This window comes from Chloroflexota bacterium, from assembly GCA_026389585.1.
Lineage (GTDB): Bacteria > Chloroflexota > Dehalococcoidia > UBA2247 > RBG-13-53-26 > JAPLHP01.
In genome coordinates this window covers 1-22,252 of sequence record JAPLHP010000016.1, presented here as the reverse complement: position 1 = coordinate 22,252, position 22,252 = coordinate 1, and the positions used below count along the sequence as shown (strand labels likewise).

At 53.9% G+C, this 22,252-nt stretch carries 26 protein-coding genes and 1 tRNA gene; 9 read left to right on the top strand and 18 right to left on the bottom strand.

The window, feature by feature from the left end:
• Positions 1–321 precede the first annotated feature (321 nt).
• Entirely contained in the window at positions 322–1,101 is a 780-nt protein-coding gene (locus NTZ04_01365; GenBank protein MCX5990973.1) for a DUF5343 domain-containing protein, read from the top strand.
• On the opposite strand, the gene miaB is transcribed toward NTZ04_01365, so the two are convergent.
• On the bottom strand, positions 1,082–2,377 hold the full coding sequence (gene miaB / locus NTZ04_01360; protein ID MCX5990972.1) for a tRNA (N6-isopentenyl adenosine(37)-C2)-methylthiotransferase MiaB: 1,296 nt from the start codon (positions 2,375–2,377) through the stop codon (positions 1,082–1,084). The two genes, NTZ04_01365 and miaB, sit on opposite strands and share 20 nt — an antisense overlap.
• Positions 2,378–2,481: 104 nt before the next feature.
• A tRNA-Ser gene (locus NTZ04_01355) sits at positions 2,482–2,573 on the bottom strand.
• Positions 2,574–2,849: 276 nt separating this feature from the next.
• Here NTZ04_01355 and NTZ04_01350 point away from each other — a divergent pair.
• Both NTZ04_01350 and amrB read left to right on the top strand, forming a co-directional pair.
• A complete protein-coding gene (locus NTZ04_01350; protein ID MCX5990971.1) occupies positions 2,850–4,319 on the top strand; it encodes an FAD-dependent oxidoreductase in 1,470 nt (489 codons plus the stop codon).
• 74 nt (positions 4,320–4,393) lie between these two features.
• Positions 4,394–5,638 carry an AmmeMemoRadiSam system protein B gene (amrB, locus tag NTZ04_01345; protein ID MCX5990970.1) on the top strand — a complete coding sequence of 415 codons (1,245 nt, stop codon included), beginning with the start codon at positions 4,394–4,396 and terminating at the stop codon, positions 5,636–5,638.
• A 66-nt stretch (positions 5,639–5,704) separates the two neighbouring features.
• Here the strand turns inward: amrB and NTZ04_01340 are convergent, their stop codons facing one another.
• The 6 genes from NTZ04_01340 to NTZ04_01315 form a co-directional block, all read right to left on the bottom strand.
• Positions 5,705–6,265, bottom strand: coding sequence for a LemA family protein (locus NTZ04_01340; protein ID MCX5990969.1), 561 nt, complete (start codon positions 6,263–6,265; stop codon positions 5,705–5,707).
• Complete coding sequence (locus NTZ04_01335; protein ID MCX5990968.1) at positions 6,262–6,975, bottom strand: hypothetical protein; 714 nt, start codon at positions 6,973–6,975, stop codon at positions 6,262–6,264. The genes NTZ04_01340 and NTZ04_01335 overlap by 4 nt, the downstream gene beginning before the upstream one ends.
• Positions 6,976–7,239: 264 nt before the next feature.
• Entirely contained in the window at positions 7,240–7,524 is a 285-nt protein-coding gene (locus tag NTZ04_01330; protein ID MCX5990967.1) for a hypothetical protein, read from the bottom strand.
• Between the two features lie 65 nt (positions 7,525–7,589).
• Positions 7,590–8,408 (bottom strand): hypothetical protein, encoded by an 819-nt coding sequence (locus NTZ04_01325; GenBank protein ID MCX5990966.1) that lies wholly within the window; start codon positions 8,406–8,408, stop codon positions 7,590–7,592.
• A 243-nt stretch (positions 8,409–8,651) separates the two neighbouring features.
• Positions 8,652–9,317 carry a nitroreductase gene (locus NTZ04_01320; protein MCX5990965.1) on the bottom strand — a complete coding sequence of 222 codons (666 nt, stop codon included), beginning with the start codon at positions 9,315–9,317 and terminating at the stop codon, positions 8,652–8,654.
• 331 nt (positions 9,318–9,648) lie between these two features.
• The gene (locus NTZ04_01315) at positions 9,649–10,863 is read right to left on the bottom strand and encodes a CaiB/BaiF CoA-transferase family protein (protein MCX5990964.1); all 1,215 of its coding nucleotides are present in this window, start codon (positions 10,861–10,863) and stop codon (positions 9,649–9,651) included.
• 291 nt (positions 10,864–11,154) lie between these two features.
• Here NTZ04_01315 and NTZ04_01310 point away from each other — a divergent pair, with 291 nt between their 5' ends.
• Entirely contained in the window at positions 11,155–12,582 is a 1,428-nt protein-coding gene (locus NTZ04_01310) for a CoA-binding protein (protein MCX5990963.1), read from the top strand.
• 196 nt (positions 12,583–12,778) lie between these two features.
• On the opposite strand, the gene NTZ04_01305 is transcribed toward NTZ04_01310, so the two are convergent.
• The gene (locus NTZ04_01305) at positions 12,779–14,344 is read right to left on the bottom strand and encodes a radical SAM protein (protein MCX5990962.1); all 1,566 of its coding nucleotides are present in this window, start codon (positions 14,342–14,344) and stop codon (positions 12,779–12,781) included.
• Positions 14,345–14,581: 237 nt separating this feature from the next.
• On the opposite strand from NTZ04_01305, the gene NTZ04_01300 reads away from it, so the two are divergent.
• Positions 14,582–14,971: a hypothetical protein gene (locus NTZ04_01300; protein ID MCX5990961.1), complete on the top strand. Its 390-nt coding sequence runs from the start codon at positions 14,582–14,584 to the stop codon at positions 14,969–14,971.
• A 195-nt stretch (positions 14,972–15,166) separates the two neighbouring features.
• The gene (locus NTZ04_01295) at positions 15,167–15,748 is read left to right on the top strand and encodes an O-acetyl-ADP-ribose deacetylase (protein ID MCX5990960.1); all 582 of its coding nucleotides are present in this window, start codon (positions 15,167–15,169) and stop codon (positions 15,746–15,748) included.
• Between the two features lie 255 nt (positions 15,749–16,003).
• Here NTZ04_01295 and NTZ04_01290 read toward each other — a convergent pair whose 3' ends face one another.
• Complete coding sequence (locus NTZ04_01290; protein MCX5990959.1) at positions 16,004–16,297, bottom strand: hypothetical protein; 294 nt, start codon at positions 16,295–16,297, stop codon at positions 16,004–16,006.
• 433 nt (positions 16,298–16,730) lie between these two features.
• Between NTZ04_01290 and NTZ04_01285 the strand changes: the two genes are divergently transcribed.
• The 3 genes from NTZ04_01285 to NTZ04_01275 are packed head-to-tail and all read left to right on the top strand — an operon-like array spanning position 16,731 to position 18,513.
• A complete protein-coding gene (locus NTZ04_01285) occupies positions 16,731–17,873 on the top strand; it encodes an ImmA/IrrE family metallo-endopeptidase (GenBank protein MCX5990958.1) in 1,143 nt (380 codons plus the stop codon).
• Positions 17,873–18,367 (top strand): DUF4411 family protein, encoded by a 495-nt coding sequence (locus NTZ04_01280; GenBank protein ID MCX5990957.1) that lies wholly within the window; start codon positions 17,873–17,875, stop codon positions 18,365–18,367. The genes NTZ04_01285 and NTZ04_01280 overlap by 1 nt, the downstream gene beginning before the upstream one ends.
• Positions 18,364–18,513, top strand: a complete 150-nt coding sequence (locus tag NTZ04_01275) for a hypothetical protein (protein ID MCX5990956.1) — start codon at positions 18,364–18,366, stop codon at positions 18,511–18,513. The genes NTZ04_01280 and NTZ04_01275 overlap by 4 nt, the downstream gene beginning before the upstream one ends.
• 37 nt (positions 18,514–18,550) lie before the next feature.
• Here the strand turns inward: NTZ04_01275 and NTZ04_01270 are convergent, their stop codons facing one another.
• The 8 genes from NTZ04_01270 to NTZ04_01235 form a co-directional block, all read right to left on the bottom strand.
• Positions 18,551–18,790, bottom strand: coding sequence for a hypothetical protein (locus NTZ04_01270; protein ID MCX5990955.1), 240 nt, complete (start codon positions 18,788–18,790; stop codon positions 18,551–18,553).
• Positions 18,790–19,650, bottom strand: coding sequence for a hypothetical protein (locus NTZ04_01265; protein ID MCX5990954.1), 861 nt, complete (start codon positions 19,648–19,650; stop codon positions 18,790–18,792). Before NTZ04_01265 ends, NTZ04_01270 begins: the two co-directional genes overlap by 1 nt.
• Before the next feature lie 68 nt (positions 19,651–19,718).
• A complete protein-coding gene (locus NTZ04_01260) occupies positions 19,719–20,666 on the bottom strand; it encodes a DUF932 domain-containing protein (GenBank protein ID MCX5990953.1) in 948 nt (315 codons plus the stop codon).
• A complete protein-coding gene (locus NTZ04_01255; protein MCX5990952.1) occupies positions 20,666–20,836 on the bottom strand; it encodes a hypothetical protein in 171 nt (56 codons plus the stop codon). Before NTZ04_01255 ends, NTZ04_01260 begins: the two co-directional genes overlap by 1 nt.
• Positions 20,833–21,150 carry a hypothetical protein gene (locus NTZ04_01250; GenBank protein ID MCX5990951.1) on the bottom strand — a complete coding sequence of 106 codons (318 nt, stop codon included), beginning with the start codon at positions 21,148–21,150 and terminating at the stop codon, positions 20,833–20,835. The genes NTZ04_01255 and NTZ04_01250 overlap by 4 nt, the downstream gene beginning before the upstream one ends.
• A gap of 38 nt (positions 21,151–21,188) precedes the next feature.
• Positions 21,189–21,644 carry a hypothetical protein gene (locus tag NTZ04_01245; protein ID MCX5990950.1) on the bottom strand — a complete coding sequence of 152 codons (456 nt, stop codon included), beginning with the start codon at positions 21,642–21,644 and terminating at the stop codon, positions 21,189–21,191.
• Entirely contained in the window at positions 21,625–21,879 is a 255-nt protein-coding gene (locus NTZ04_01240) for a hypothetical protein (GenBank protein MCX5990949.1), read from the bottom strand. The genes NTZ04_01245 and NTZ04_01240 overlap by 20 nt, the downstream gene beginning before the upstream one ends.
• On the bottom strand, positions 21,880–22,038 hold the full coding sequence (locus NTZ04_01235) for a hypothetical protein (GenBank protein ID MCX5990948.1): 159 nt from the start codon (positions 22,036–22,038) through the stop codon (positions 21,880–21,882).
• Positions 22,039–22,252: the final 214 nt, after the last annotated feature.

The following is a 22,252-nucleotide window of genomic DNA, read 5'->3' as shown; positions in this document are numbered from 1 at the left end:
ATTTATTTTCTTGATTCCTATCTTCATTCCTGTTTCCCACTTTCCCTCTAAATCCACCTTGGTACCTAGGTGACTAGGGGAATTTCACAGACAAGCCATTGTAGATCACAAAAAAATTGCTTGTCAATAGCTTTTCACAATTGAAATAAATTGTTTATATCGCCAATTTCACACTAAAATTTTACCTCATTGCCCACATGATTTCATTTCAGGTATCATTTCATAATGAAATATAATTTCATAAGTCAATGGTCTTGACATTTCATTTCACCAGGACTATAATCCTGAAATGGCGATTACTGAGAAGGGAAGACTGAATTTATGAAATCAAGAGGAAAGAACCGTCTGCCACCATATTTGACCTACGCCACCTGGCAAAGGCTTCTTGGAGCTCTATACCAGCACGTTCCGTTGCAGTTGGATCAAAGTTATCTTAAGGACCTCGGGGTGTCCGAAAGCACAGCGTTGACTGTCAGGGCCACCCTTTCTTTCCTGGATCTGATCGGCCCCGGGAATGAACCAACTGATAAGCTCTTGAACCTGGTAAAGACAGAGGGAGAAAACCGCAGATTGCTGCTGAGAGAAATAGCTGAGGCAGCTTATAAGCCGGTATTCGGAGGCCTGGATCTGGAACACGCTACGCTGGGGCAGGTAAAAGAGTGCTTCCGCCAGTTCGGCGCTGATAATAATGTAGGCAACAAGTGCCTTTCCTTTTTCCTGGCTCTTGCTAAGGACTCAGGCATAGGGTTATCGCCCAACCTATTGACCAGGTCCAGGGTAGGGACATCTCAGAAAGCCAGCCCTCAGGCACTCCCACCCCGAAAAAGGAGATCGCCCTCTCTTTCATCATCCCCCAGGCGTCAATTGGACAAAGCCGGGCTGCTGGGATCGAACTATCTGGCTGCCAAATTGCCAGACTTTGATCCAAATTGGCCTAAAGATGTCCGGGGAGAATGGTTCGACCGTCTTCAGACCATGATGTTTCTAATGGATAAGTTCCCTTCCTTCAATACCGAGTGGCCAGACGACCTGAAGGCCAGATGGTTTGACTCTATGAAGGAGTTCCTGGGCAAGAACTCCGTCAAACTACTGGATTCTTAATCTTTTCTTGTGGCACGCCCTGCAGTGCGAAAGCGCTGGTCTTCTCAACTATCACCATCACCAACTGCCCAACCAGGCTGTCACTGCCCGGAAAGAATACTAGATTGTCCCCTCTAGTGCGACCCTGCCATTTATCCTTTTTCTTGCCCTCCACCAGAACCTCCACTATCTTGCCCACAAAGTCGGCATTGATTTCGGCGGCTATACGCTGTTGTACAGCTTCAGTCTGCAAACGCCGCAGCTCCTTTCGTTCAGAAGAGACATTGTCATCAAGTTTTCGGAAGGCAATGGTCTCAGGCCGGGGCGAGTAGGCAGCTATGTGGACTTTATCAAATCTGATCTGCCGCAGGATGTCCAGGGTACTGGCAAACTGCTCCTCTGTTTCACCCGGAAAACCAACAATCACATCGGTGCTCAATGAAACATCGGGGATGGTTCCGCGTATCTGCCCCACCAGGTCACAATAATGCTCCACTGTATAGCCACGCCGCATTGCCTTCAGTACCTCATTGTCACCAGCCTGAACAGGCAGGCTGATATACTCGCAGACCTTTTCCAGTCCAGCCACCGCCTGGATAAGCTTGTGGCTCATGTAGTTTGGATGGTTGGTCAGAAAGCGTATTCGCAGAAGTCCTTCGATTTTGTTCAGTTCTGCCAATAAATCCGCCAGATCAGGCCTTGAGGGCAGGTCAAGGCCATAGGAATCGACAATTTGACCAAGCAAGGTGACTTCCTTCACACCACGCTGAACGAGCGCTTCTACCTGACAGCAGATCTCATGCAGGTCACGGCTCTTCGCCCTTCCGCGGCGATAGGGCACAACGCAATAGGAGCAGAAACTATCGCAACCATGCATGATCGGAATCAACTCACTCACAGGAGGTCGCTGAGGGGTGAGAAAGCCCTTGTTGTCGGCGCTGCCTAATCCGTGGCTTCCAGCCCATTGGAAGAAGACTTCCCATTGCTGTGGCCGAAAGAAAAGGTCAACCCAGGGGAAGCGCTTACTAAGGTCGTCGATTTCAGAGCCAACCATACAGCCAGTGAGAGCGATGACCGCACCTGGAGACCTCCTCTTCAGACCCCTGAGGGAGTTGAGCTTGTTGATTACTTTATCCTCTGCATTCTGACGCACCACGCAGCTATTGAGCAAAATCACCTCAGCCTCATCAGCCATCTCTGTGCGAGAGTACCCTGAATGCTCCAGGTAGTTGGCCATACAGTCCGAATCGGCCTTATTCATCTGACAACCAATAGTCCAAATATAGTATTTTGGCACGGGTTTTCTACCTCAGAATCGGCTGGAATGTGAGATCAACGCAATTAAACCAGAACTGGGAGAGAAAGACCTTTCGTTTCGTTTGAAGCAGTGCCCTGTCAATATGGCGGAGGGAGTGGGATTCGAACCCACGACAGAGTTTAACCCCTGTAAGCGCTTAGCAGGCGCCCGCACTAGACCACTATGCGATCCCTCCTATATGCCTCTTATGGCTGTCTGGGCTACTGGGCAGGATCATGCTCTCTTCTACATTCAATACACACCGCAAACCGCTATACAATGTTCCTGTCTCCTCCTTAAATTAGCACTATTGGCCGACCTTGGTCAACCTTAGTTCTCTGTGCTCGTTGCTATCACATCCTTTCGCTTGCCAATTACGAAATTGCAAAAAAGAAATGCATGGTTTATCATGCGTTAGTACCAAAGCCAACACCAATTCCAGGCATGTAGCCAAAATAGAAAGGGGGGCAAAATGACAAAGAAATACGATGTGATAGTGATAGGAGGAGGGCCAGGTGGTCTTACCTCTGCCGCTTTACTATCCAAATGGGGATCTAAGACCCTGCTGCTGGAGAAAAATGAGACGACTGGCGGGAAGGCAGTCACGCCAACCAACAAAGACGGCTTCTCTTATGAACTGGGACCCAAGCTTCAGGTGCCGGCTCAGGGGCCAAGCTTTGCCGTAGCCTTCAAAGAACTGGGCATCGAGTCTCAACTTAAGCCGCTTCCCTTGAATGTTGCCGGGTTAGCATATAGAGGTCGATCAGGGAAATATAATAAGGGCGTCCTGCCTGCAACCACCGGACTGCAACCAGATCCCTTGTTCGACCTCTGGGAGATTGGAAGCAAGGAGCGTGAGACTGCACTGAAGTTCATGATTGACGTGGTCATGATGCCTGCAGAGCAGATCAATGCCCTGGATGACCTGACCTCGGAGCAATGGCTTTCTCAATTTGCTGATTTGCCATTGCCCCTCTACAGTTACTTTGCAATGCATGCCAATGGATCGCTGGCTGAGCCCATCGATCTTGTTTCAGCCTCAGAACAAATAGTGATAATGCAGGACATAGCTCTCCGTGGAGCTGCAGGGTACTACGTCGGGGGCTTCGGACGTGTGCTTGATGACTTAGCCAAGGCAATGAAGGCCAACGGGGGGGAGATACGAGCGCACACCAGAGCAGAGAAGATAAAGATCAGCGACGGCCGGGTAACCGGAGTAGACACCGGGGACGGCACCTACGAGGCACCTATTATTATCAGTGATGTCGGCATCCAGCCCACAGTACTCAAACTGGTGGGTGAGAACCAATTCGATAAAAGTTATGTAAACTATGTTAAGGGGCTGGTCCCGGGCTGGGCATTCACCGGCGTCAAGTATTTTCTCAATAAGAAAGTCCTGGAAGATCAGATGTACAACATCTGGGCCGATGACACGACCATGAACCTGGAGCGCTTCCTCAAGGTGCGCTCTGGCGAGGTATCCGACGAGGTAATGATGTTCGCCACAGTCCCCTCCAACTTTGACCCCAACATGGCACCCCCGGGTAAGCAGTGTATCGTTGCTGGAACCATCTGTTCACCAGACCCGGATGCCAAAGAAATCAAGATGCTATACGAGAAGATGGACAAAATGTGGGACAAGTTGTATCCCGGGGTCATGGACGCCGTTATGTACAAGGAACTGGAGGGGCCGGCCGAGGTGTCACACTTTACCCGCGATCATGTGGTTGAGGGGCAGGGGGGAGAGTGTGTTGGCCTGGCCCAGATTGCAGGCCAGTGTGGCAAGTATCAGCCATCACCAAAGGCACCGATCAGAGGGCTTTTCTATACCGGTGCCGACGTTGGCATCGCTGGTATGGGCACACATAAGGCATCGGGCGGAGGGATCAAAACAGCCCGCATGGTTCTCCAGTACCACCGCTTCCGGCAAGCAACCTTATAGCTGGATTCGGCTGCGGAAAAATAAACCTGTACGGCATCTAATCCGCAAGGTAGAGAATTCGGTAGTTCGATTTTGTGGCTAATCCTAAGCTTCGAGAGGTCCATGCTCAGCCTGTATTACACAGGGGACAGCAAGGTGTCCTTCTAAGCGACCCCCTGGGGATAAGCCAAAGAGGATTATTCGTACCTCGCGCCTTGTCCCCAGTCCTGACACTGCTGGATGGGAGCCGTGACTTGGGGATGGTCAGGACCGGGTTTGAACTGCGAACAGGGATTCCCATCAGCACCTCCATCATGGAGAAGCTCGTTTCAGAGCTCGATAATGCTCTTCTTCTGAACAACGAGCGATTCGCCCAGGCCCATCAGGTTGCCATCGATGATTTCCGACATGCTGCCTCGAGGCAACCCCTCCTTATTGGAAAATGTTATCCGGAGGATCCCCAGGAAATCAGGGCTTTGCTGCAAAGATACCTTGACCAGGCAGAAAAGGACGACCCGCAAACCACCGGAGAGGTACAGGGACTGATCAGCCCCCACATCGACTTTGCGAGGGGTGGGCCTATCTATGCCAGAGTCTGGGCCAAAGCAGCATCGGCCCTGGAGGAGACTGAGCTGGTCGTTATATTGGGAACAGACCATAATGGAGGAGAGGGTGAGATAAACCTGACCCGCCAGAATTATGAGACCCCCTGGGGCATCCTGCCAACAGCCCGGGAATTAGTAGACGAGATCGCCCGGCTAGCCGGAGAGGCAAGGGTTTTCGGCAATGAACTGCATCACCGTGGAGAGCATTCCGTTGAGGCAGCGCTCATCTGGCTGCATTACTTGCTGGGTAACAGACGGTGTGACATACTCCCTGTCCTTTGCGGTTCCTTCCACTCGTTCATCGATCAGGGTGAGAGTCCCTTACAAGGCACATCCATATCAGCCACTATCGAAATCATCAGGAAAGCAGCGACCGATCGGCGCACTCTCATAGTAGCAGCAGCCGACCTGGCTCACATTGGGCCTGCTTTTGGGGATCACCTCCCGCTAGACCTTGCAGGTAGGGACAGGCTGGCAGAGCAGGATCAAAGGCTGACCGACATTCTTCGTCAGGGTAACGCCGAGGCTTTCTTTGAGGAGATCAGGGGCGAGGGCGACCAGAGGCGCATCTGCGGCATGCCTCCCATATACATTACACTATCAGTGCTGTCCGAAGTCAAAGGCTTACTGACAGGCTATGCTCAATGTCCAGCCAGTGATGATGGCACGTCCCTGGTCTCCATCTGCGGCATGGTCTATCTCTCGCAGCCCTGTCAATCTGCGCCGAATCGCTAACTTGCCCTCAAATCTGGCTCTTCGGTGCGGGATTCTGCTATGGCCCTTTCCGTTGAGCAACCTGCCCTACATCTTCGCCACCGGCGCTTCGCGCTCCACCGCCACCTTGATCTCGAAGAACTCGCGCTCCTTGAAGCCGAGGCATCCAGCCACCAAGGCGGACGGGAACAGCTCCACGCGGTTGTTGTAGTCCCGCACATTGCCGTTGTAGAACCGGCGTGCTCTCTGAATACGGTCTTCCGTGTTGACCAGTTCCTCTTGAAGTTTGAGAAAGTTCTGGCTGGCCTTCAGGTCAGGGTAGCTCTCGACCACGGCGAGCAACTGCCGCAGGGTGCCCACCAGCACGTTCTCGTCGCGCGCCTGCGAGGAGGGCGAGCCCTGACTGGCCACAGCAGCACTCCGAGCCTGAGTCACCTGTTCCATGACTTCCCTCTCATGGGTGGCATAACCCTTGACTGTGTTGACCAGGTTGGGGATCAGATCATAGCGCCGTTTCAGTTCAGTATCAACGTCCGACCACGACTCATCACAGTGGTTGCGGCCCCGCACCAGGGTGTTGTACATCACAGCTATCCAGAGCACCAGCAACAAGACGACGCCAATGGTGATGCCAATTATCCAAGTCATGACGGCTGGCCTCCTGAACGGATTCCCTTCATTTCCCGCACCACAGAGTCAGGCAACCCATCCAGGATGCCCGTCACCACCTTCAGTGCCGATCCGAAATCCCCCAGGGAGAACGTCTTGTTGTCCCAATAGGCCATGACCTGGCTGCCCTGGAAGTCAATGATAAAGCGGGGGTAGCACAGCATCAGCTCCATGGTGGCCTGGTGCAGAACGTCGTAAGCCCAGCGACGGTCAGGGGATTTGACAAAAAACCGTTTGCTGAACTCTGCAGACTCGAAGTCAATGTCGTCGAACCCGACGAACTCGGTCACTTTGTCAAGAAAACCCTCGGGGCGGATAAACAGGGGCTTGAGCGGCAGGCCAGCTTCCACAACGACGGCCGAGAAATGGTGATGGTGAGTCTGCCGGTTGCCCTTGCTGTCACTGGAGTGCGTTTCATAGTGGTAATCGAAGGCGCACACTACTCGTTTGCCGGAAATCCCCTCCATTATGTTGTAGCCGTAGCGGTTATCGCCCCGCTGCAAGCACTTAAAAAACTGGTAGCGGAAGCCTATCGAGTAGTCCTCTGCAGGTAGGAAGCCAAATTCGTTCAGGCGTGCCCACTCGGCCAACTCCTTCCGGCGCCTGTCTCTGAGTCGGCGGTTCCAGACAGCAAGGCCGATGACGGCAACACCTATGACGATCAGAACGAGAATGAAGAAGATCGGCATTGGCGACTCCTCCTATTTGTCATTCCCCTCCATCACCTGTCTCGACGGAAACAGGAAGAGGTAGTTCCTCCAACGGGAGGTGATGGTAGCCCAGAGTTCTCCCCAGGGTATCGACTCCGAGTAGTGCACGGGTGTTGGCAGGCCACAGTCCACTTTGCTCAACGGTGCAGATCGGCTCGAACAATAGCATGGTGGGGCAAAGGGTGTCAACCTCAGCCTGGATAGGAAGGGATGGTCTGGAGTAACATGCTGTGTGCTCCTCGGTTATGGTGGGTTAGAGTCGAACTCCTTAGGATTGTGTGTGCTTGCCAGTTGCCAGTTGCCAGTTGCCTGCTCGCCTATCCACCGCAGGAACATTTGGAAGGGATACCAGCGTAGGAGCACTGCCAGAAACATTACTACACCTAGCCATATCAGCCACTTGTAAAGAAAACCAATGTCAAGCACTGAGAACACCCCATAGAAGGCAGGTGGCACAACTAGACCTAGAAGCACTCCGTAGATTGCCCAAGATTTTCCATCCATTTTGGCAGTATGCGTTACACTCATTGAGCCTCCCTTTGAAGTTCTCTGCGACATGCTTGGATACATGAAGGAACAAGGTTAGAGTTCTATTAGGGCTTGGTTGGGCGGCTACGAGCGACTCTCAACTCCAGCTCTATTTGATCCCAGGCTTTGGCAGGAGCTACTGGGAGTCTCAAGGAATGGTGAACGATCTCGGCTCTCTCGATGAACAGGCTCTTGACCTCGGCTGTCTCCAACCCAAGGTTATCACTCAGCTCTCTTACTTCCCAGATGATGCCTGGGGCTATGAAAGCCTGTGTGGGGTCAAAGGAGGCTCTTGGGCCGCCTCCATTTGTCGGGCCATTCACATCAAGATAGCAGATTTCCAGATACATTTGCAGAGCGTCCCTCAATCTATCCTCATACTCTAGTACCCCGGCCATATCCAACTTCTCGTTTCGATACAGCCCCCAATCCCGTTTTCTTGCATGTTGAAGTGAACGCTCATTGGCCAAAGCCCAACGGACATCCTCCACTGAAGGCTCTGTGCCCCGGTTGACCCTTAGCTTCGCCCTCATTTGCCTATACTCAGGGTCTCTCTCAAGTCCTTCAGGCATTCTGTGTTGCCACTGCCTCTGAATCTGTGCTGCTTGCTGTTCTGTGACAAGAATCTTCTGACTGTCACTCGGTCTTGTGCGGACGAGAATGAAGTTCCCGCAGTTTGTGCATTTCTTCTTTCGCACTGGTCTCTTCTCCAGTGTACAACCACAGTAGGGGCACTTGGATTCAACATCACCAATCTTCTGCAGCGAGCTAGACGTTTTGCTTATGGTGGAGGGCTTCACTACCAGAGCCGAATTGCCACTTTGCCTGGAATCGCTACCAGGCTGTCCAGTGAAAAGCCCCTTGATTATGTCAAGCAGAGACATCAGTTTGATTCACTTGCGACATTGTACCACCCCAACCTCAGCCTGGATACAAAGGGGAGACTAGGTAAAGCACCGTACCAGAAGCATGAGGTTTGGGGACGAGTTGAGGTTGCCTACCTTCTTTACTAAGTCAGAATAGTGGCCAACGGCGAATTATATCACTTATCCAAGCCATCAAACCTGCCCATCACACGCCGTTCTCGTCTCAACTCACCGAACTTGCATGACGCCTCGCCATCATGATTAGTCGAAGCCATGCCAGGTCACCATGCTTTCCAAAGGCTCCCGACTGGCCTGGAATTTTGACGCTGGCTTCGAAAGATCCGGGTATCCCAGAGCCACACCCAAAACAACACGCTTCGATTCAGGTATTCCCAGAAGACCGCGTAGAACTGCAGGATACACCACCACAGCCGCCAGAGGGCATGACCCCACACCGTAGTGACACGCCGCCAGCATCAGGTTTTGCAGCGCTATCCCGACATCGACCAGTGACCACTGCCCCAATGAAGCATCCATATATACTATTACTCCATTAGGGGCATCGAAGAACTGGGACATGGACAACCGCCAGTTCATGATTGCATTCTTATCCTCTTTCGATATACCTAATTCAAGGAAAAGACGCCTGCCATCTGCCTTCGCCCGTTCGAGGTGCCGCCCGGTAAACTTGGGCCAGGGTAGGTCAAGACTGGGCTTCTCTCCAGCCATCATCATACTTAAAATGGCTGCCTTCAAATTCTTCATGACATCCCCCCCCAGAACAGCCAGCTCCCACGGCTGAGTGTTCTCCCAGGAAGGCGCCCGCAGAGCAGCCTCCATGATCGACCGGAGGACCTCCCCGGGCACAGGCTCAGTCTTGAATGCCCGAACGCTCCTCCGGCTGTTGATAGCTTCAATGACATCCATAACGTCCCTCCCTCAATCGGCTCGCCCGATCTAGACTTCTACTATGAGGTTAACTATGTCAGCTTTGCTCGTCGAACAGCAAACAAATAAATATATGTATATGGGCAACAACCGCAATACGAGGGGAAATGTCACATAATCAACTACGGCAATCCGGCACGCGGCAGTGGATATCCCGGAACCCCATAATGGAAGAGCCCCTACATCGCAAGAGCAGCAAAGGTGAAGGAGAATCCGGTTAAAATGTAACCCGCACCTCCCCGTCCCCACTGCTCAGGACAAAGACGGCTTCTTCAGATGAGATTTCTCTGCCAAGAACAAGACCGGGGGCTCAGCCAACCGCCCCGTCATGCCGCAGTTTCTCGATCTCAGCCTTGGAATAACCCAACCCCGAGAGGACTTCGTCAGTATGCTTGCCAAGACGAACCGCCAAACTGCGTATCTCGCCCGGTGTATCGGAGAGTTTGACGCTGATGCCAATCTGTTTCACTTTGCCAAATTTGGGATGAGGTACTTCAATTACCATCTTCCGGGCAAGCACCTGGGGATCTTTGAATACTTCATCTACATCAAGAACCTTGCCTACCGGCACATCAGCCTTGATGAGAAGATCAAACCATTCATCCCTGGTCTTGGTGAGGAATATCTTCTTTAAGTCCCCCAACATCTCTTCTTTCTTGGGACTCAGGTCAAATTCATGAGGGGCCAGATCCTCGCGCCCCAGCACCCGACACAGGTTCTGCCAGAAGCGCGGCTCAATCGGACAAACACTGAGATACTTACCATCCTTGGTCTGATAGACAGCGTAGAAGGGGTTATTGCCGCTGGTCAGTGTATCACCACGCTGTGGTAAAACTCCGTTGTAGGGATACTCTGCCGTACCAGGCACACCAGCCAAAAGCCCCACAACACCATCCAGCATTGATATATCCACCATCTGACCTTTACCTGTTCTTTCCCGAGCACAAACGGCCAGCAGAACACCGATAACAGCGTTCAGATATGCAACGGCCATATCAGCCACTATATTGAGCGCCATAACCGGTGGGCCATCACGGCGATCGCCGGTCAAGCCCAATACACCCCCAAAACCAGCATAATTGGCATCATGCCCAGGGAAACTTCGATACGGGCCAGTTTGCCCATAACCGGAAATCGCGCAATAGATGATCCTGGGATTTGTCTTAGCCAGGGCCTCATAGCCCACGTTCATACGATCCATCACACCTGGCCGGAAGGCTTCGATGACAACGTCACAAGTCCCGACCAGTTTATGAAGGACACTCTGCCCTGCCTCAGTTCGAAAATTGATCGCCATGCTCTTCTTATTGCGGTTGACCGCCCCGTAGGCAACCATCTTCTCGGCTTCATCTTCCGCCTCCGGGAAATAAACCAGACCATCGCCGACACCTCGATGCCCACCCCCAGGTGGCATGTCAACCTTAATGACGTCAGCCCCCATGTCTGCCAAGGTCATGGAAACAAGCGAACCTGGCCCTAAGCCGCAGATGTCGATTACCTTAATCCCACTAAGCGCTGATGCCAATTTGATCCTCCTCTTTTATCGGCAATGGCCGAAGATAGAATGAGATAAGTCTCCGGTTCTTTTATGCAGACTAGAGGATATGATACCGCAAGCTCACTTGCCTGAGCAAACCAGACAAGCAGGGCATCCTGACTACTACGGTTACTACAATCATGCCAGATCAAAATGCCTTTTCAAATGTGAGGTGATAGAATAATCGACTAGACTTCGAAAACCCCTGGGACAGTTGGTTAAACCAATTCCAATGTAGCAACAAATGACGTCTATAGCATCGGACAGGAGGATTATCCGTTGAGTATAAACCGGAAGGAACTGGATAGGGCCTTTAACCCTCACTGCGTAGCAGTAGTGGGCGACAAGAGGGGGAATGGTTATGTGTGGCTCAGAAGCCTGAGCACCTTCACCGGCAAACTATATTCCGTCCAGATTGACCCGGAAGAACTGCCCGGCATAGAGAGCATGGGAATACCGAACTACTTCAGCTTGCTTGATATACCCGAGCCGGTGGATTACGTACTTATCGCCGTTCCCAGGGGAGTAGCCCCTCGTGTCCTGAACGATTGCATTCAGAAGCGAGTGGGCGGGGCAGCACTGTTTACCTCGGGTTTTGCCGAGACAAATACTGAGGAGGGATTGCGACTGGAGAAGGTTCTTGTCAAGATGGCGAAGGACGCTAACTTCAACCTTATCGGGCCAAATTGTATGGGTATCTTCAACCCGATTCTCGGGTTGCGCCATGACCCAGACCAATACCATGGGATAGCCGGCCCGGTAGGCTTCATCTCTCAGAGCGGCACCCACGCCATCTTCTTCAGCCTCGTAGGAGCACTAAACGGAATTAAGATAAGCAAATCAGTAAGTTATGGTAATGGAGCAGTCCTCGACAGCACAGACTACCTGGAATACCTGTCCCAGGACAAGGAAACAAAAATAATAGGTATGTACATAGAAGGGATAAAGGAGGGAAGAAGGTTCTTCCAATCCCTCATGGAAACGGCCAGAAGCAAACCAGTGCTTGTCTGGAAGGGGGGTAAAGGCGAAGAGGGATACAGGGCAATAGCATGCCACACCGGTTCGCTAGCCTCCAAACCCACTATATGGGAGGCCGTTATCAGACAGTGCGGCGCCATCAAGGTCGACAGCCTCGACGAGATGGTCGATTGTGTGAAAGCGCTCCTTTATCTCAAAGCCCCTCTCGGGGGCAGGGTGGCTCTGGTGGCACAGAGCGGGGGACAGTCCGTGGTGATAGCAGATGCCTTCACCAGGGTGGGACTTACAGCTCCAAAACTCAGCGATCGCTCCTATCGGCAATTTGCCTCCTTCTTTAACATCATAGGTGGCAGTTACCTCAATCCGCTGGATATTTCCTGGCATGCGCCTTCAATAGAAGATTCCATCAGGATATTAGATGTCCTGAGCGCTGACGCCAACACAGACTCCCTGGTCTTCGAGCTGTCCCTACCGTTCCTATCCCAAATCTGGCAATACTACCCCTCTTATATCGATAACCTGGTTGAGGCCCTGTCAGAATTCAAAAACAGATGCTCCAAGCCCTTCTTGACCGTTATTTCTGCAGGGCAACTGGAAGCAGAAGCATTGGACATAAGAAACAAGTTGATAGAGAGGGGCATACCCAGTTTTACTAACTTCGAAAGAGCGGCCAAGGCGCTGAAACGCGTCACCGAATACTACGCCTTCCATCGGGAAGCCAATCATTGATAAGAGATGATGCATCCACAAAGGCAAAACACGTCACTTCAGATCCTTCAAATTTATGTGGGTCCGAGCAGTGGAAAGGCTGATAGTATAAGGCGAAGAGAGATATCAGGAGGGTTACTCAGGGGACATCCCCAGGAGGGCCGTGACTGTATGCCAGGGAACGGAAGAATACCAAGGCAGTAGTTCACTGCAGGTTTTAGGCCCACTTCCAAACAGGGCGCTTCTCCCCATCCACTTTGGTCCTGGTGATATTCCCCGCCGCAATCAGCTTCGCCAGTTCTTGTTCAGCCAAGTCTAAAGAAACATCCAGTCTTTGAGATATCTTCCGGGCCAGCTCACTTTGATGGCCATCAGAGCGCCCCACGCGCTCAATTGCATCGCTTTTCAACAGCTTCCACACAAAATCCTGGGTAATAGTCCCGGCTACCCTCTCCATGAGTTGGGGATTCCCACACTCCGCCTGCGACTTCATCTCCTTCCAGGCTTCATTGACATCATATTCGTAGTCCTCGACTATGCGTATCATCTGGGCAGCGCTGAACGTAGTGGTCTCGGCCACCGGGCGATTTGCATCATACTTTGCCCAGTTGTGGGTGAGGATCCTGATGCCATATTCGTCGGCCTTTTCGCACACCTCCGTACCGGGCATAGGGGCCAGGATATGGAAACCATAACTGACACCATACTTATCGAATAGTTCCTTGGCCAGTTTGACTGTCTGTCTGGCGGTCTCCGGGTTCTCACCGGGCAGACCCAGGATGAAGGAGACCATGGTATTTATGCCAGCCTCCTTTGCCATCCTCACCGCCTCTCTTGACTTGGCTATAGTAATCCCCTTCTTGATCCTATCCAGAATCTCCTGCGATCCTGACTCCAGCCCAAAACAGACCCAGGAACAGCCAGCCTCCTTCATAATGCTCAGTAGACGCGGGCTGATCGTGTCCACCCTGGAGTAAACCGACCATCTGACCTTGAGACCGCGAGCCATCAATCCATCACAAATACTCTGCACATGCTGTTCTTTCACCGTAAAGGTGTCATCAACAATGTTTATTTGCTCGAAGCCGAGCTCTCGGTAAATCATCTCTATCTCATCAACTACCAGCTTGGGATTTCGGAAGCGGACACCCCTTCCAAACATCTTCGGTGCTGAGCAAAAGATGCAACCAAAAGGACACCCTCTGCTGGTGATAACAGTGGTGGGCGCCTTGAGGGCTCGATACTTCGATAGAGGAAGCAGGTGACGGGCAGGCAAAGGCAGCTTATCGAGTTCTTTAATCAAGGGACGAGGGGGGGTAAGAATAACCTTCCCATCCCTTCGAAAGGCAACGCCCAGAACATCCCTCAACTCTTTCCCATTTACCAGGGTATGCAACAGGTCTACCAGCGTATATTCGCCTTCTCCTCTTACAACAAAATCAATCCAGGGGGCTTTTTCAATTACCTGACTGGCCACAAAACTCACGTGCGGCCCCCCAATGAGTGTAACCAGGCTGGCATCGAAGTTCTTGCAGACCTTGAGGATTCTAGAGGCAATCCCGTAATTTAGGGTCGAGCATGTAGCCGCAACAAATTGAGGCTGATATTCCTGCAGGTTCCTCCTCAGCTTCTCGGGGGAGTATTGCTCTACAAGAAGATCCAGGATGCGGACATCCATCCCTTCCTTTTCAAGTACTGCAGCAAGGTAGGTCAAACCGAGCGGTGGTACAGGATGTTCTTCACGGGGGAAGGGCGTGTTGATAAACAGAACTCGCGTTCGCATGATTCAAGAATCGGGAGCCTAGTCCTTATTGTTCACATTCTCAGACAAAACTCCTCTCACTGTCAAGCTTTTCCTATTCAGCAAACACATCCCGGTCTCTCTCGCCTTAGTAATCTCCCAATCTGGAACACAGGGGGAAAAAGGTATGACACCCAGCAGTCCAATGCTTGACAGCATCTCACGTTGTTGCTAGACTTCTGCCCCAGAGTTAAAGAACTCTAGAAAGGAGGGTATTTAATGGTCAACACATCATCATCCAAGCCACAAAGGAGCATGATAGGCATAATCGGCGCCATAGCATTCTTCGCAGGCATGCTCCTGGCCATCATCGGGGGTGGCATATCTGAGGGCGATAACGGAACCATCGTCCTGATCCTGCTCATCATGGGCATCATCGTCGGACTGTTCAACATCACCAGTAAGGAGATGATCCCCTTCCTGGTGGCAGCCATTGCCCTGGTCGTGGTTGGCATTGGAACGCAGTCATTCAATCCCCTGAACGACGTCATCGACGGGCTGGGCAGAGTCCTTAACGGCATGGTGCAGTTCATCGCAGTCCTTATGGTGCCAGCGGCTGTCATCAACGCCATCAGGGTGGTATGGTCACTGGCCCAGCCAGGCGACTAGCCAACCCCAATCAAGAGACATCAAAGCTACAGACATTAGCGAGCCCCATGCACATTTAGCATAGGGCTCGCTGTTTGGAGACCAACATGCGATTTTGTACCTTTCCTTTGAATATTGTGGCCAGTTCCTGCTGCCTTCCCGCAAAATTCCACCTGCACCTAAGGCCCATAGAATCCACCGAGTAGGTCGGCTATAATGGATCGACAAGAAGAGCTAACGGAAATGAGAGTAACCATCAATAAGACCAGGCTCTCACTCGTTCAGGGGGACATTACTAGTCAGAGTACAGATGCCATAGTTAACGCCGCCAACTCCAGCCTGATGGGCGGTGGCGGGGTTGATGGTGCCATTCACCGTGCTGGAGGGCCGGCTATCCTTGAAGAATGTAAACAGATCGTTTCCAGGCAGGGCCGGCTGCCAACTGGCAAGGCTGTCATCACCACAGGAGGGAGACTGGGGGCAAGATACGTCATCCACACCGTGGGTCCTGTCTGGCACGGTGGTCACCGCAGCGAGTCCGACCTTCTGGCCAGTGCCTACCGAGAAAGCCTCAAGATAGCAATGGCCAATGGCTTGAAGAGCGTCTCATTCCCTTCCATAAGCACCGGCGCCTATGGCTACCCTGTTGAACCAGCCGCAGATATAGCCCTTCAGACAGTCATCAGCTTCCTCCGCCAGGAAGAATCCTTGAACGAGGTAGTCTTCGTCCTCTTTGATGCTACAACCTACGAGACATATCGTAAGACACTGGAGCAGTTGACATCAGGGAATGCTTAGACGCCGAACCGGCATATTCTTCCATTATCAGTATGGTGAGAGACTCCGCGACTTTCCTCAGGCGCTGGAAGGAATCTGGATAAGGACAACGTCTTCCTCTATGATGCCTTCTACCCCCTGAAACCTCCCTCATCTTTCGAACTGGAGCCCATCTCTGAGGAAATCCTCCATCAAGTCCATACCCCGGAGATGGTCCGTCAAGTTAAGGCCAGTGGCGAATATGAGGGGGCGCTCTTTTCGGCAGCAGGCACAGTCTCAGCAGCCATCAGGATATGGCGCAATGAGATAGATAATGCCTTTGTCTTCACCGGATACGGCGATCATCATGCCGGCGGCAATTTCTTCGGTGGCGGATGCTACTTCAACGGCACCGCTATAGCCATCCATGAGCTGAGACGCCACTTCGGAGTGAAAAAGGTGGCCATTATAGACACTGACGCCCATCATGACAACGGCACGTGGGAAATCTTTGAAAATGATCCAGGTATTGGCAGGCATTTCGCCTGCCGTATGAATAGAGCCAGCACCGACATCAAATTTAGTTGTCATCACCCATTACAGTATCCAAAGGAAAGCTGCTCACCGCAGAAACCAATAAGGGCCCAGGAAGCCTCTGAAGATGATGCCCCCTGTGGGGCACCGGGTGTTATAATAAAGCCCATGGCACGGACTCGAAAACAAGATATGGTAATAGAGTTTATCCAAACGTTTTTCATGACTGTGTCTCCGTGGTCAGTGGTTGGGAATAGCGTCGGACGATCTCTAGCACCTTGGCACGTCCCTTGGGGTCTTGAAGCGCGCGGGTGATGGCTGACTGAACAGTCTCCGACCTGGCCCCATGGGAGAGGCGATTGAGGTTGCCTCGTGGGGCGCCGGCTCCATTGCGTTTCCCGCCTCGCATGACATACAATCATACAGCTAAACATTGGCTTGTCAAGGGGGGTTATGAGGCTAGAGGTGAATAGTGAATAAGGATGCCGGGATGATGCGTGTCAAGGTGAAACCGGAATTGCTGCGCTGGGCGTGCAAGCGTGCCGGGTTCGACGTTGGTATGCTCACGCACCGCTTTCCGCAGCTTGCTGCCTGGGAGAGCGGCGAGCCTCTTCCGACGCTCAAGCAGATCGAGCGTTTCGCCAAGGCCATGCACACACCCGTCGGCTTTCTCTTCCTCCAGGAACCACCCATAGAGAGCGTTCCGATCCCGGACTTCCGCACCGCGGGCAGCCAGTACATCGGAAGCCCGAGCCCGGACCTGCTCGACACCGTCTACATTTGCCAGCAGCGCCAGGAGTGGTACCGCGACTTCGCGCGATCCGTGGGCGAGGACCCGCTTCCTTTCGTTGGCTCTGCGCGTCTGACGAGCGATGTAGAGGAGACCGCGGCGATAATTCGGCACGTGCTTGGTTTCGACCTTGAGGAGCGCCGCAATACGCCGACATGGACTGACGCGCTACGCCGCTTCATCGATCAGGCAGATTCGCTTGGGATCCTTGTCATGTGCAGTGGCGTGGTGCTGAACAACAACCGCCGACACCTCGACCCTGAAGAGTTTCGCGGCTTCGCGATAGCAGATAACCTGGCGCCTCTGGTGTTTGTCAACGGCACGGACACCAAGGCGGCCCAGATGTTCACGCTGGCGCATGAGTTGGCCCATATCTGGCTTGGTCAGACCGCTATCTCCGACGCACAGGCGTCGTGGATACCGGAACACAGGGTCGAGCGCTGGTGCAACCGGGTTGCGGCCGAACTCCTGGTGCCGCTCGCCGTTGTGCGAGAAGAATACCAGAAGAGCAATGAATTGCGCATCGAGGTCGACCGCATGGCACGGCGCTTCAAGGTCAGCACACTGGTCGTCTTGCGCCGGATCCACGACGCCGGTGGCCTTACACAGGAGCAGCTCTCGCAGGCATATCAGGAAGAACTGGAACGGCTGCGGGCTATTCCCAGGGGAAAGGGTGGCGACTTCTACCTGACGCAGGCGGCGCGGGTCAGCAAGCGCTTCGCCCGCGCTCTCGTCGTCAGCACGCTCGAGGGCCAGACGCTGCACCGCGACGCCTTCCGCATGCTTGGTTTCTCAAAGCTTGAGACATTCCGGGATCTCGGGCGCAGCCTGGGGGTGGTCTGATGGCTTACCTGCTCGATGCCAATGTGTTCATGCAGGCGAAGAACCTCTACTATGGCCTCGACTTCTGTCCGGCGTTCTGGGATTGGCTCATCGCGAGCAATGCGGCGAAGCGGGTTTTCAGCATAGAGAAGGTCGGCGACGAGATCGAGGCCGGCGGCGATGAGCTCGCAGCTTGGGCCGCGCAGCGCGGGCCTGACTTCTTCCTAAAGCCGGATACAGCGATGGTTCCAGCTCTCGGCTCGGTCAGCACTTGGGCGACGGGTCAACGCTACGAGGCTGCCGCCGTGAGCACATTCCTGCAAGTGGCTGACTATTACCTCGTGGCCCACGCGCTGGCCCATGGACTTACCGTCGTCACCCACGAGATTGCATCCGTCTCAACGAAGAAGATCAAAATCCCAAACGCCTGTATTGGCCTTGAGATCAAGTGTATGACGGCGTTCGAGATGCTAAGGCATGAGCGGGCGCGTTTTGTCCTGGGGCCGCAACAATGAGGCGGACGAATGAAAAAGCCTTTGAAACCGTTATTGAGGCCCACCTGCTGGACAATGGCTATGTGCCGCTTCTGCGGGACGGATGGCGGCGGGCAATGTTTTCTAGGGAAACGAATCGTGCTTGGGGAGTGGTTCCTGGAGCGTGAAACGAATGCCAAAACGAATCGATTTTGGGGAGGGGCGCTAAGTCCCCTCCTCCTCGGTGAAGTCTGCCAGCCCTGGCGTTCTCTCCAGCTTCAGTCCTTCCGCGGAAGGATCGGCTGCGGAGCTTCTTTTCTCGGCCCTCTCCCACATCTCCAGATCGACGATAGTGGGGATAAGGTTCTTTAGCCTGGCTTCGACAGAGTGGAGGTCGTCGCAGAGTCGGGCTATCTTCCGGGCGGTGGTCGGTAGGCGTCTGAGCGTTTTCTTGCGGTGTGGCATTAGTTGTCCTCTCCTTTCTTCGTGGTCAGGCGGGTGTTCTTCCTCTTGTATTCCTCGGGCACCATCTTCAGGTTGAGAACCTTCCACTTGGGCTCAAACCAGATATATATCCCGGGGATATCCTTGCACCCTTTGGCTACGGCCTGATCCACCTTCTCTCTGTCAATGGTGGTGGTGATCCCCACCGCGCCGATGTCGGCCCGGAAGTGTTCGGGGGCTATCTCGGGGATGCGTTCGAGCTTCGGCTGTGGTGGTGCCTCCTGGCCCATGTCCCGGGCTGCCTCTGCTTCGAGGAAGGCGGCCTGTTCCTTCAGGCGGTTGATGTCAATGATCCGCTGCCTCTCGGCCTCGATCTTCTGGTTGTAGTCGATCAGCTTCTGCCGGAGGGTCTTGTCAGCTGCCTCCAGCGGCGATGTGATAAACGTGAAGGCGGCGTCTATCCTCCTGGCGTATTCGAGAAGGGGCGCCTTGTAGTTCCTCCGCTTCTCCTCGATGGCTTTCTTCAGGTTGGCTACCATTCCGAGGTCGTTGGTGGCTGCCCGGGCGGTGTCCTGGTCGGTAACCTGGGTGATCTGGGCGTAGCGGTTGATCCGCAGGATCTCAGTTCCGAGGGCGATGATGACAGCATCGGCCCCCGGGTCGATCCTGACCATGGCCATTCCAGCGGGGGTGTTCATCTCTGCCGTGGCTTCTTCGGCTGGGAAGTCTTCCTCGGTGGGTGCGGCGGGTCGGCTCGGCTGTCCTGGTTCCGACCAGGGCGGGGGCTGCTCGCCTGGGGCAAGAAAGCGGTTCTTCGGGGTGGCGTCGTCAAGCTCCTTGATGATCTCGCCTGTCTGGGCGTCTGCGATGTACTGCTTCATGTCTTCTTCCTCCTCCTCTGGAGCGGGGGAGCCCCTCGGCGGAGGGGCCCTCCCGCTTCCTGCCTGGTTTAGTTCTGGATTAGCTCCCATGCCCTGGCCTTGATGTCTGCGCCTGATCCGAACCAGGCGCTATTAAGTGCCCTGTCGCGGTTGTCGAAGCGCTCATGGTCTACCCATTCCGTGAGGGCGTTGTAAAGTGCCCATTTTGTCCCTCTGATCTCGGCCTGCTGCAGGCCAGCGCCTACCTCCACGAGCTCTTCGATCCTGGCCATGGCCTTGACTTTGTGGGGCTGCTTCTCAAGGGGGACGTCTGGCCTGATTTCCAGTACGTTAGCAAGGAATTCGTCCATCTCGGCCTTGAGGAATGACTGCCCGGCGATGCGCTCGGCCTGGGCCATGAACGTCTCGAATTTCTGGGTGGTGATTCCGAGCGTCTGCTGGGCCAGATCCACGCGGGCCTGAATGTTGGGAGAGTGGCGGGTGACGAATACCTGGCCGTTGGTCTTGCCCAGCGCTCTCACAAGGGTGTTGTTACAGACCACTCTAATTGGTGTCCAGAGCATCTGGAAGCTCAGGCTGCCGTCGTGGCCGTTCACGAGTAGCAAGTAGTTCTCCATCAGGTCAACAGCTCTCACGGCGCCGATGGTGGGGAGCTTTGCCAGAATCCAAACCTTGGCTCCGTTGGCGATGCTTCCGGCGGTGTGGTAGACGGCCTGGCCTGTGCCCACCACGTCGTCGAAGAACTCGAACGCCTGGGCGTTCTGGATGGGCGTGTACTGGTCACCTACCACGTTATAGGTGCGTCCGTCTGTCTTGCGGACCACTGCCCGCTTGTCGGGTATCAGTATGGTCCTGTCCATGGTGTCACCACGGAAGACAGGTAGGAGCTCGACATCCCAGTCCAGACCTGCGGCCCTGAGTGCCTCGGCGCTGGTGGCCTCTGCCTCCAGCTTTTGCCCTAGTCCATGCCAGGGCTCCTCGCGGACATACATCATTGTTTCTATTAGGTGTGCCATTATTCGGTTTCCTCCTTCGTTTCTTTCTGGGTCTTCCACTGGTCAAGCCTGGTCTTGGTCTCCTCCCAGTTGAAGATGTTGCCCTGCTGCTCAAGCTGCGGGTGCTCGGTGAGCTTGGTAGGGATGGCCGTGATGCGGCCTGTCTCGGTGAACATGGCCTGGTATGTCATTCCGCCGCCTCGATCTCGTCTAGGGCGCGCTGTCTCGCCTCGTACCGGCGCTGTAGTAGCTCCCAGTCCGCCATTGCTTTCTGCGTCTGGGCGGGTGTCACGGGTCGGCTGCATCGGGGGCACATCCTGACGGGATAGCTGGCACCGTGAAACTCCACAATTTCAAACCTGAGACGCCTTCCGCAGATGGGGCAAGCACCCGGCCTTTCGGCCTGGGGCTTGCGGGGGTCGTCGAATAGCTGGTTCAGGATGGGGAACCTTTGGAGCATGGCCTCGATTGTCCTCGATGCGCTGGTGTTTCTGTAGCCTTTCATCTCTGCGCTCTCCTTCCTGGCCGGCCCGGGGGCCCCGACTAGCGGGGCTCCCTGTGCCATGTGTTGCACGTCTGGCATTTCCAAGCCTGTTTCATCTCGCCTGTCTCCTTGTCTGACCACTTGATAAGCTCTATTTTTCCCTTTCCCGCCTCGCATACGGCACAGATGGGGACTTTGGCGGCTGCCTTGGGCGCTGGCGCTGGCTTCGGTGCTGGCGCTGGCGCTTGCTTTACCTCTGCCTTTGGCGCTGGCGCGGGGGCTGGCTTCGCTTCCGGTTTGGCCTGGGTGACTGCCGCTGGCTCCTGGTGACCGTTTCCGTTGGTCTTGCCATTCTCCCAGCGTCTCTCTGGCATGGCGCCTATGCGGTCCAGGTTCTCGACCATGGCGACCACGAGCTCGATCAGGTCATCCTCGCCGTCTGACCTGGCTGTGATTTGCACGTCATAGCCTCTCAGATTGGCTCTGACGTTGGCGCTATACTTGGCTTCTTCCATGGTTCTCCTTTCCTCCTATTTCTTCGTTTTCTTCGTTGTGCTTCTGGCTATAGCTGGACATCCACTGCCTGATGTCGTCATCGCTGACATAGAGCGGGTTTGATATATCCCGCTCGCAGTGAGGGCAGACGTTGTTGGGTATCTGACAGAGGGCGTCCCTCACCATCTCCAAGAGCTCTGTCGCCACCGTGAGCTTGACTAGCGCGCTGGTCATCTCGGTCATTTGTATTGGCATTTACTTCTCTCCTGCCTCTTTCTCAAGCTGTTGCTCGGCGTTGGCAAGCGCCCGATATAGCGGGCCACACTGCAGCCTGATCGGGCAAACCTCGCACTCTGAAACCGGGGTTGACTCCGAGCAATTCATCACCTTTTCCACTGCGTCCCTGATTGTCATTAGTCTTTCCTCCCTCTCCTTTTTTTTCTGAAATGCTTTCTGAATGGCTGCCCACTGATCCCGGGATGCCTGACACTCGCCTATCAGGCACCCTTCAATTTCTGACCACCTGTCGCAAGTTGAGCATGATGCCATTTGATTTTTGCCTCCTGATGTTTTTGATTTTTTGCAACCCGATACCTGGAACGGATGCGTGGGTAGTCTGGTTTGCTGA

What these genes read in the sequence shown, in the direction of transcription:
- NTZ04_01365 (MCX5990973.1), top strand. Translation starts at nt 322, where the DNA reads ATGAAATCAAGAGGAAAGAACCGTCTGCCACCATATTTGACCTACGCC.
- NTZ04_01350 (MCX5990971.1), top strand. Translation starts at nt 2,850, where the DNA reads ATGACAAAGAAATACGATGTGATAGTGATAGGAGGAGGGCCAGGTGGT.
- NTZ04_01340 (MCX5990969.1), bottom strand. Translation starts at nt 6,265, where the DNA reads ATGACTTGGATAATTGGCATCACCATTGGCGTCGTCTTGTTGCTGGTG.
- NTZ04_01335 (MCX5990968.1), bottom strand. Translation starts at nt 6,975, where the DNA reads ATGCCGATCTTCTTCATTCTCGTTCTGATCGTCATAGGTGTTGCCGTC.
- NTZ04_01330 (MCX5990967.1), bottom strand. Translation starts at nt 7,524, where the DNA reads ATGAGTGTAACGCATACTGCCAAAATGGATGGAAAATCTTGGGCAATC.
- NTZ04_01325 (MCX5990966.1), bottom strand. Translation starts at nt 8,408, where the DNA reads ATGTCTCTGCTTGACATAATCAAGGGGCTTTTCACTGGACAGCCTGGT.
- NTZ04_01320 (MCX5990965.1), bottom strand. Translation starts at nt 9,317, where the DNA reads ATGGATGTCATTGAAGCTATCAACAGCCGGAGGAGCGTTCGGGCATTC.
- NTZ04_01305 (MCX5990962.1), bottom strand. Translation starts at nt 14,344, where the DNA reads ATGCGAACGCGAGTTCTGTTTATCAACACGCCCTTCCCCCGTGAAGAA.
- NTZ04_01300 (MCX5990961.1), top strand. Translation starts at nt 14,582, where the DNA reads ATGGTCAACACATCATCATCCAAGCCACAAAGGAGCATGATAGGCATA.
- NTZ04_01295 (MCX5990960.1), top strand. Translation starts at nt 15,167, where the DNA reads ATGGATCGACAAGAAGAGCTAACGGAAATGAGAGTAACCATCAATAAG.
- NTZ04_01290 (MCX5990959.1), bottom strand. Translation starts at nt 16,297, where the DNA reads ATGACAACTAAATTTGATGTCGGTGCTGGCTCTATTCATACGGCAGGC.
- NTZ04_01285 (MCX5990958.1), top strand. Translation starts at nt 16,731, where the DNA reads ATGATGCGTGTCAAGGTGAAACCGGAATTGCTGCGCTGGGCGTGCAAG.
- NTZ04_01280 (MCX5990957.1), top strand. Translation starts at nt 17,873, where the DNA reads ATGGCTTACCTGCTCGATGCCAATGTGTTCATGCAGGCGAAGAACCTC.
- NTZ04_01275 (MCX5990956.1), top strand. Translation starts at nt 18,364, where the DNA reads ATGAGGCGGACGAATGAAAAAGCCTTTGAAACCGTTATTGAGGCCCAC.
- NTZ04_01270 (MCX5990955.1), bottom strand. Translation starts at nt 18,790, where the DNA reads ATGCCACACCGCAAGAAAACGCTCAGACGCCTACCGACCACCGCCCGG.
- NTZ04_01265 (MCX5990954.1), bottom strand. Translation starts at nt 19,650, where the DNA reads ATGAAGCAGTACATCGCAGACGCCCAGACAGGCGAGATCATCAAGGAG.
- NTZ04_01260 (MCX5990953.1), bottom strand. Translation starts at nt 20,666, where the DNA reads ATGGCACACCTAATAGAAACAATGATGTATGTCCGCGAGGAGCCCTGG.
- NTZ04_01255 (MCX5990952.1), bottom strand. Translation starts at nt 20,836, where the DNA reads ATGACATACCAGGCCATGTTCACCGAGACAGGCCGCATCACGGCCATC.
- NTZ04_01250 (MCX5990951.1), bottom strand. Translation starts at nt 21,150, where the DNA reads ATGAAAGGCTACAGAAACACCAGCGCATCGAGGACAATCGAGGCCATG.
- NTZ04_01245 (MCX5990950.1), bottom strand. Translation starts at nt 21,644, where the DNA reads ATGGAAGAAGCCAAGTATAGCGCCAACGTCAGAGCCAATCTGAGAGGC.
- NTZ04_01240 (MCX5990949.1), bottom strand. Translation starts at nt 21,879, where the DNA reads ATGCCAATACAAATGACCGAGATGACCAGCGCGCTAGTCAAGCTCACG.
- NTZ04_01235 (MCX5990948.1), bottom strand. Translation starts at nt 22,038, where the DNA reads ATGACAATCAGGGACGCAGTGGAAAAGGTGATGAATTGCTCGGAGTCA.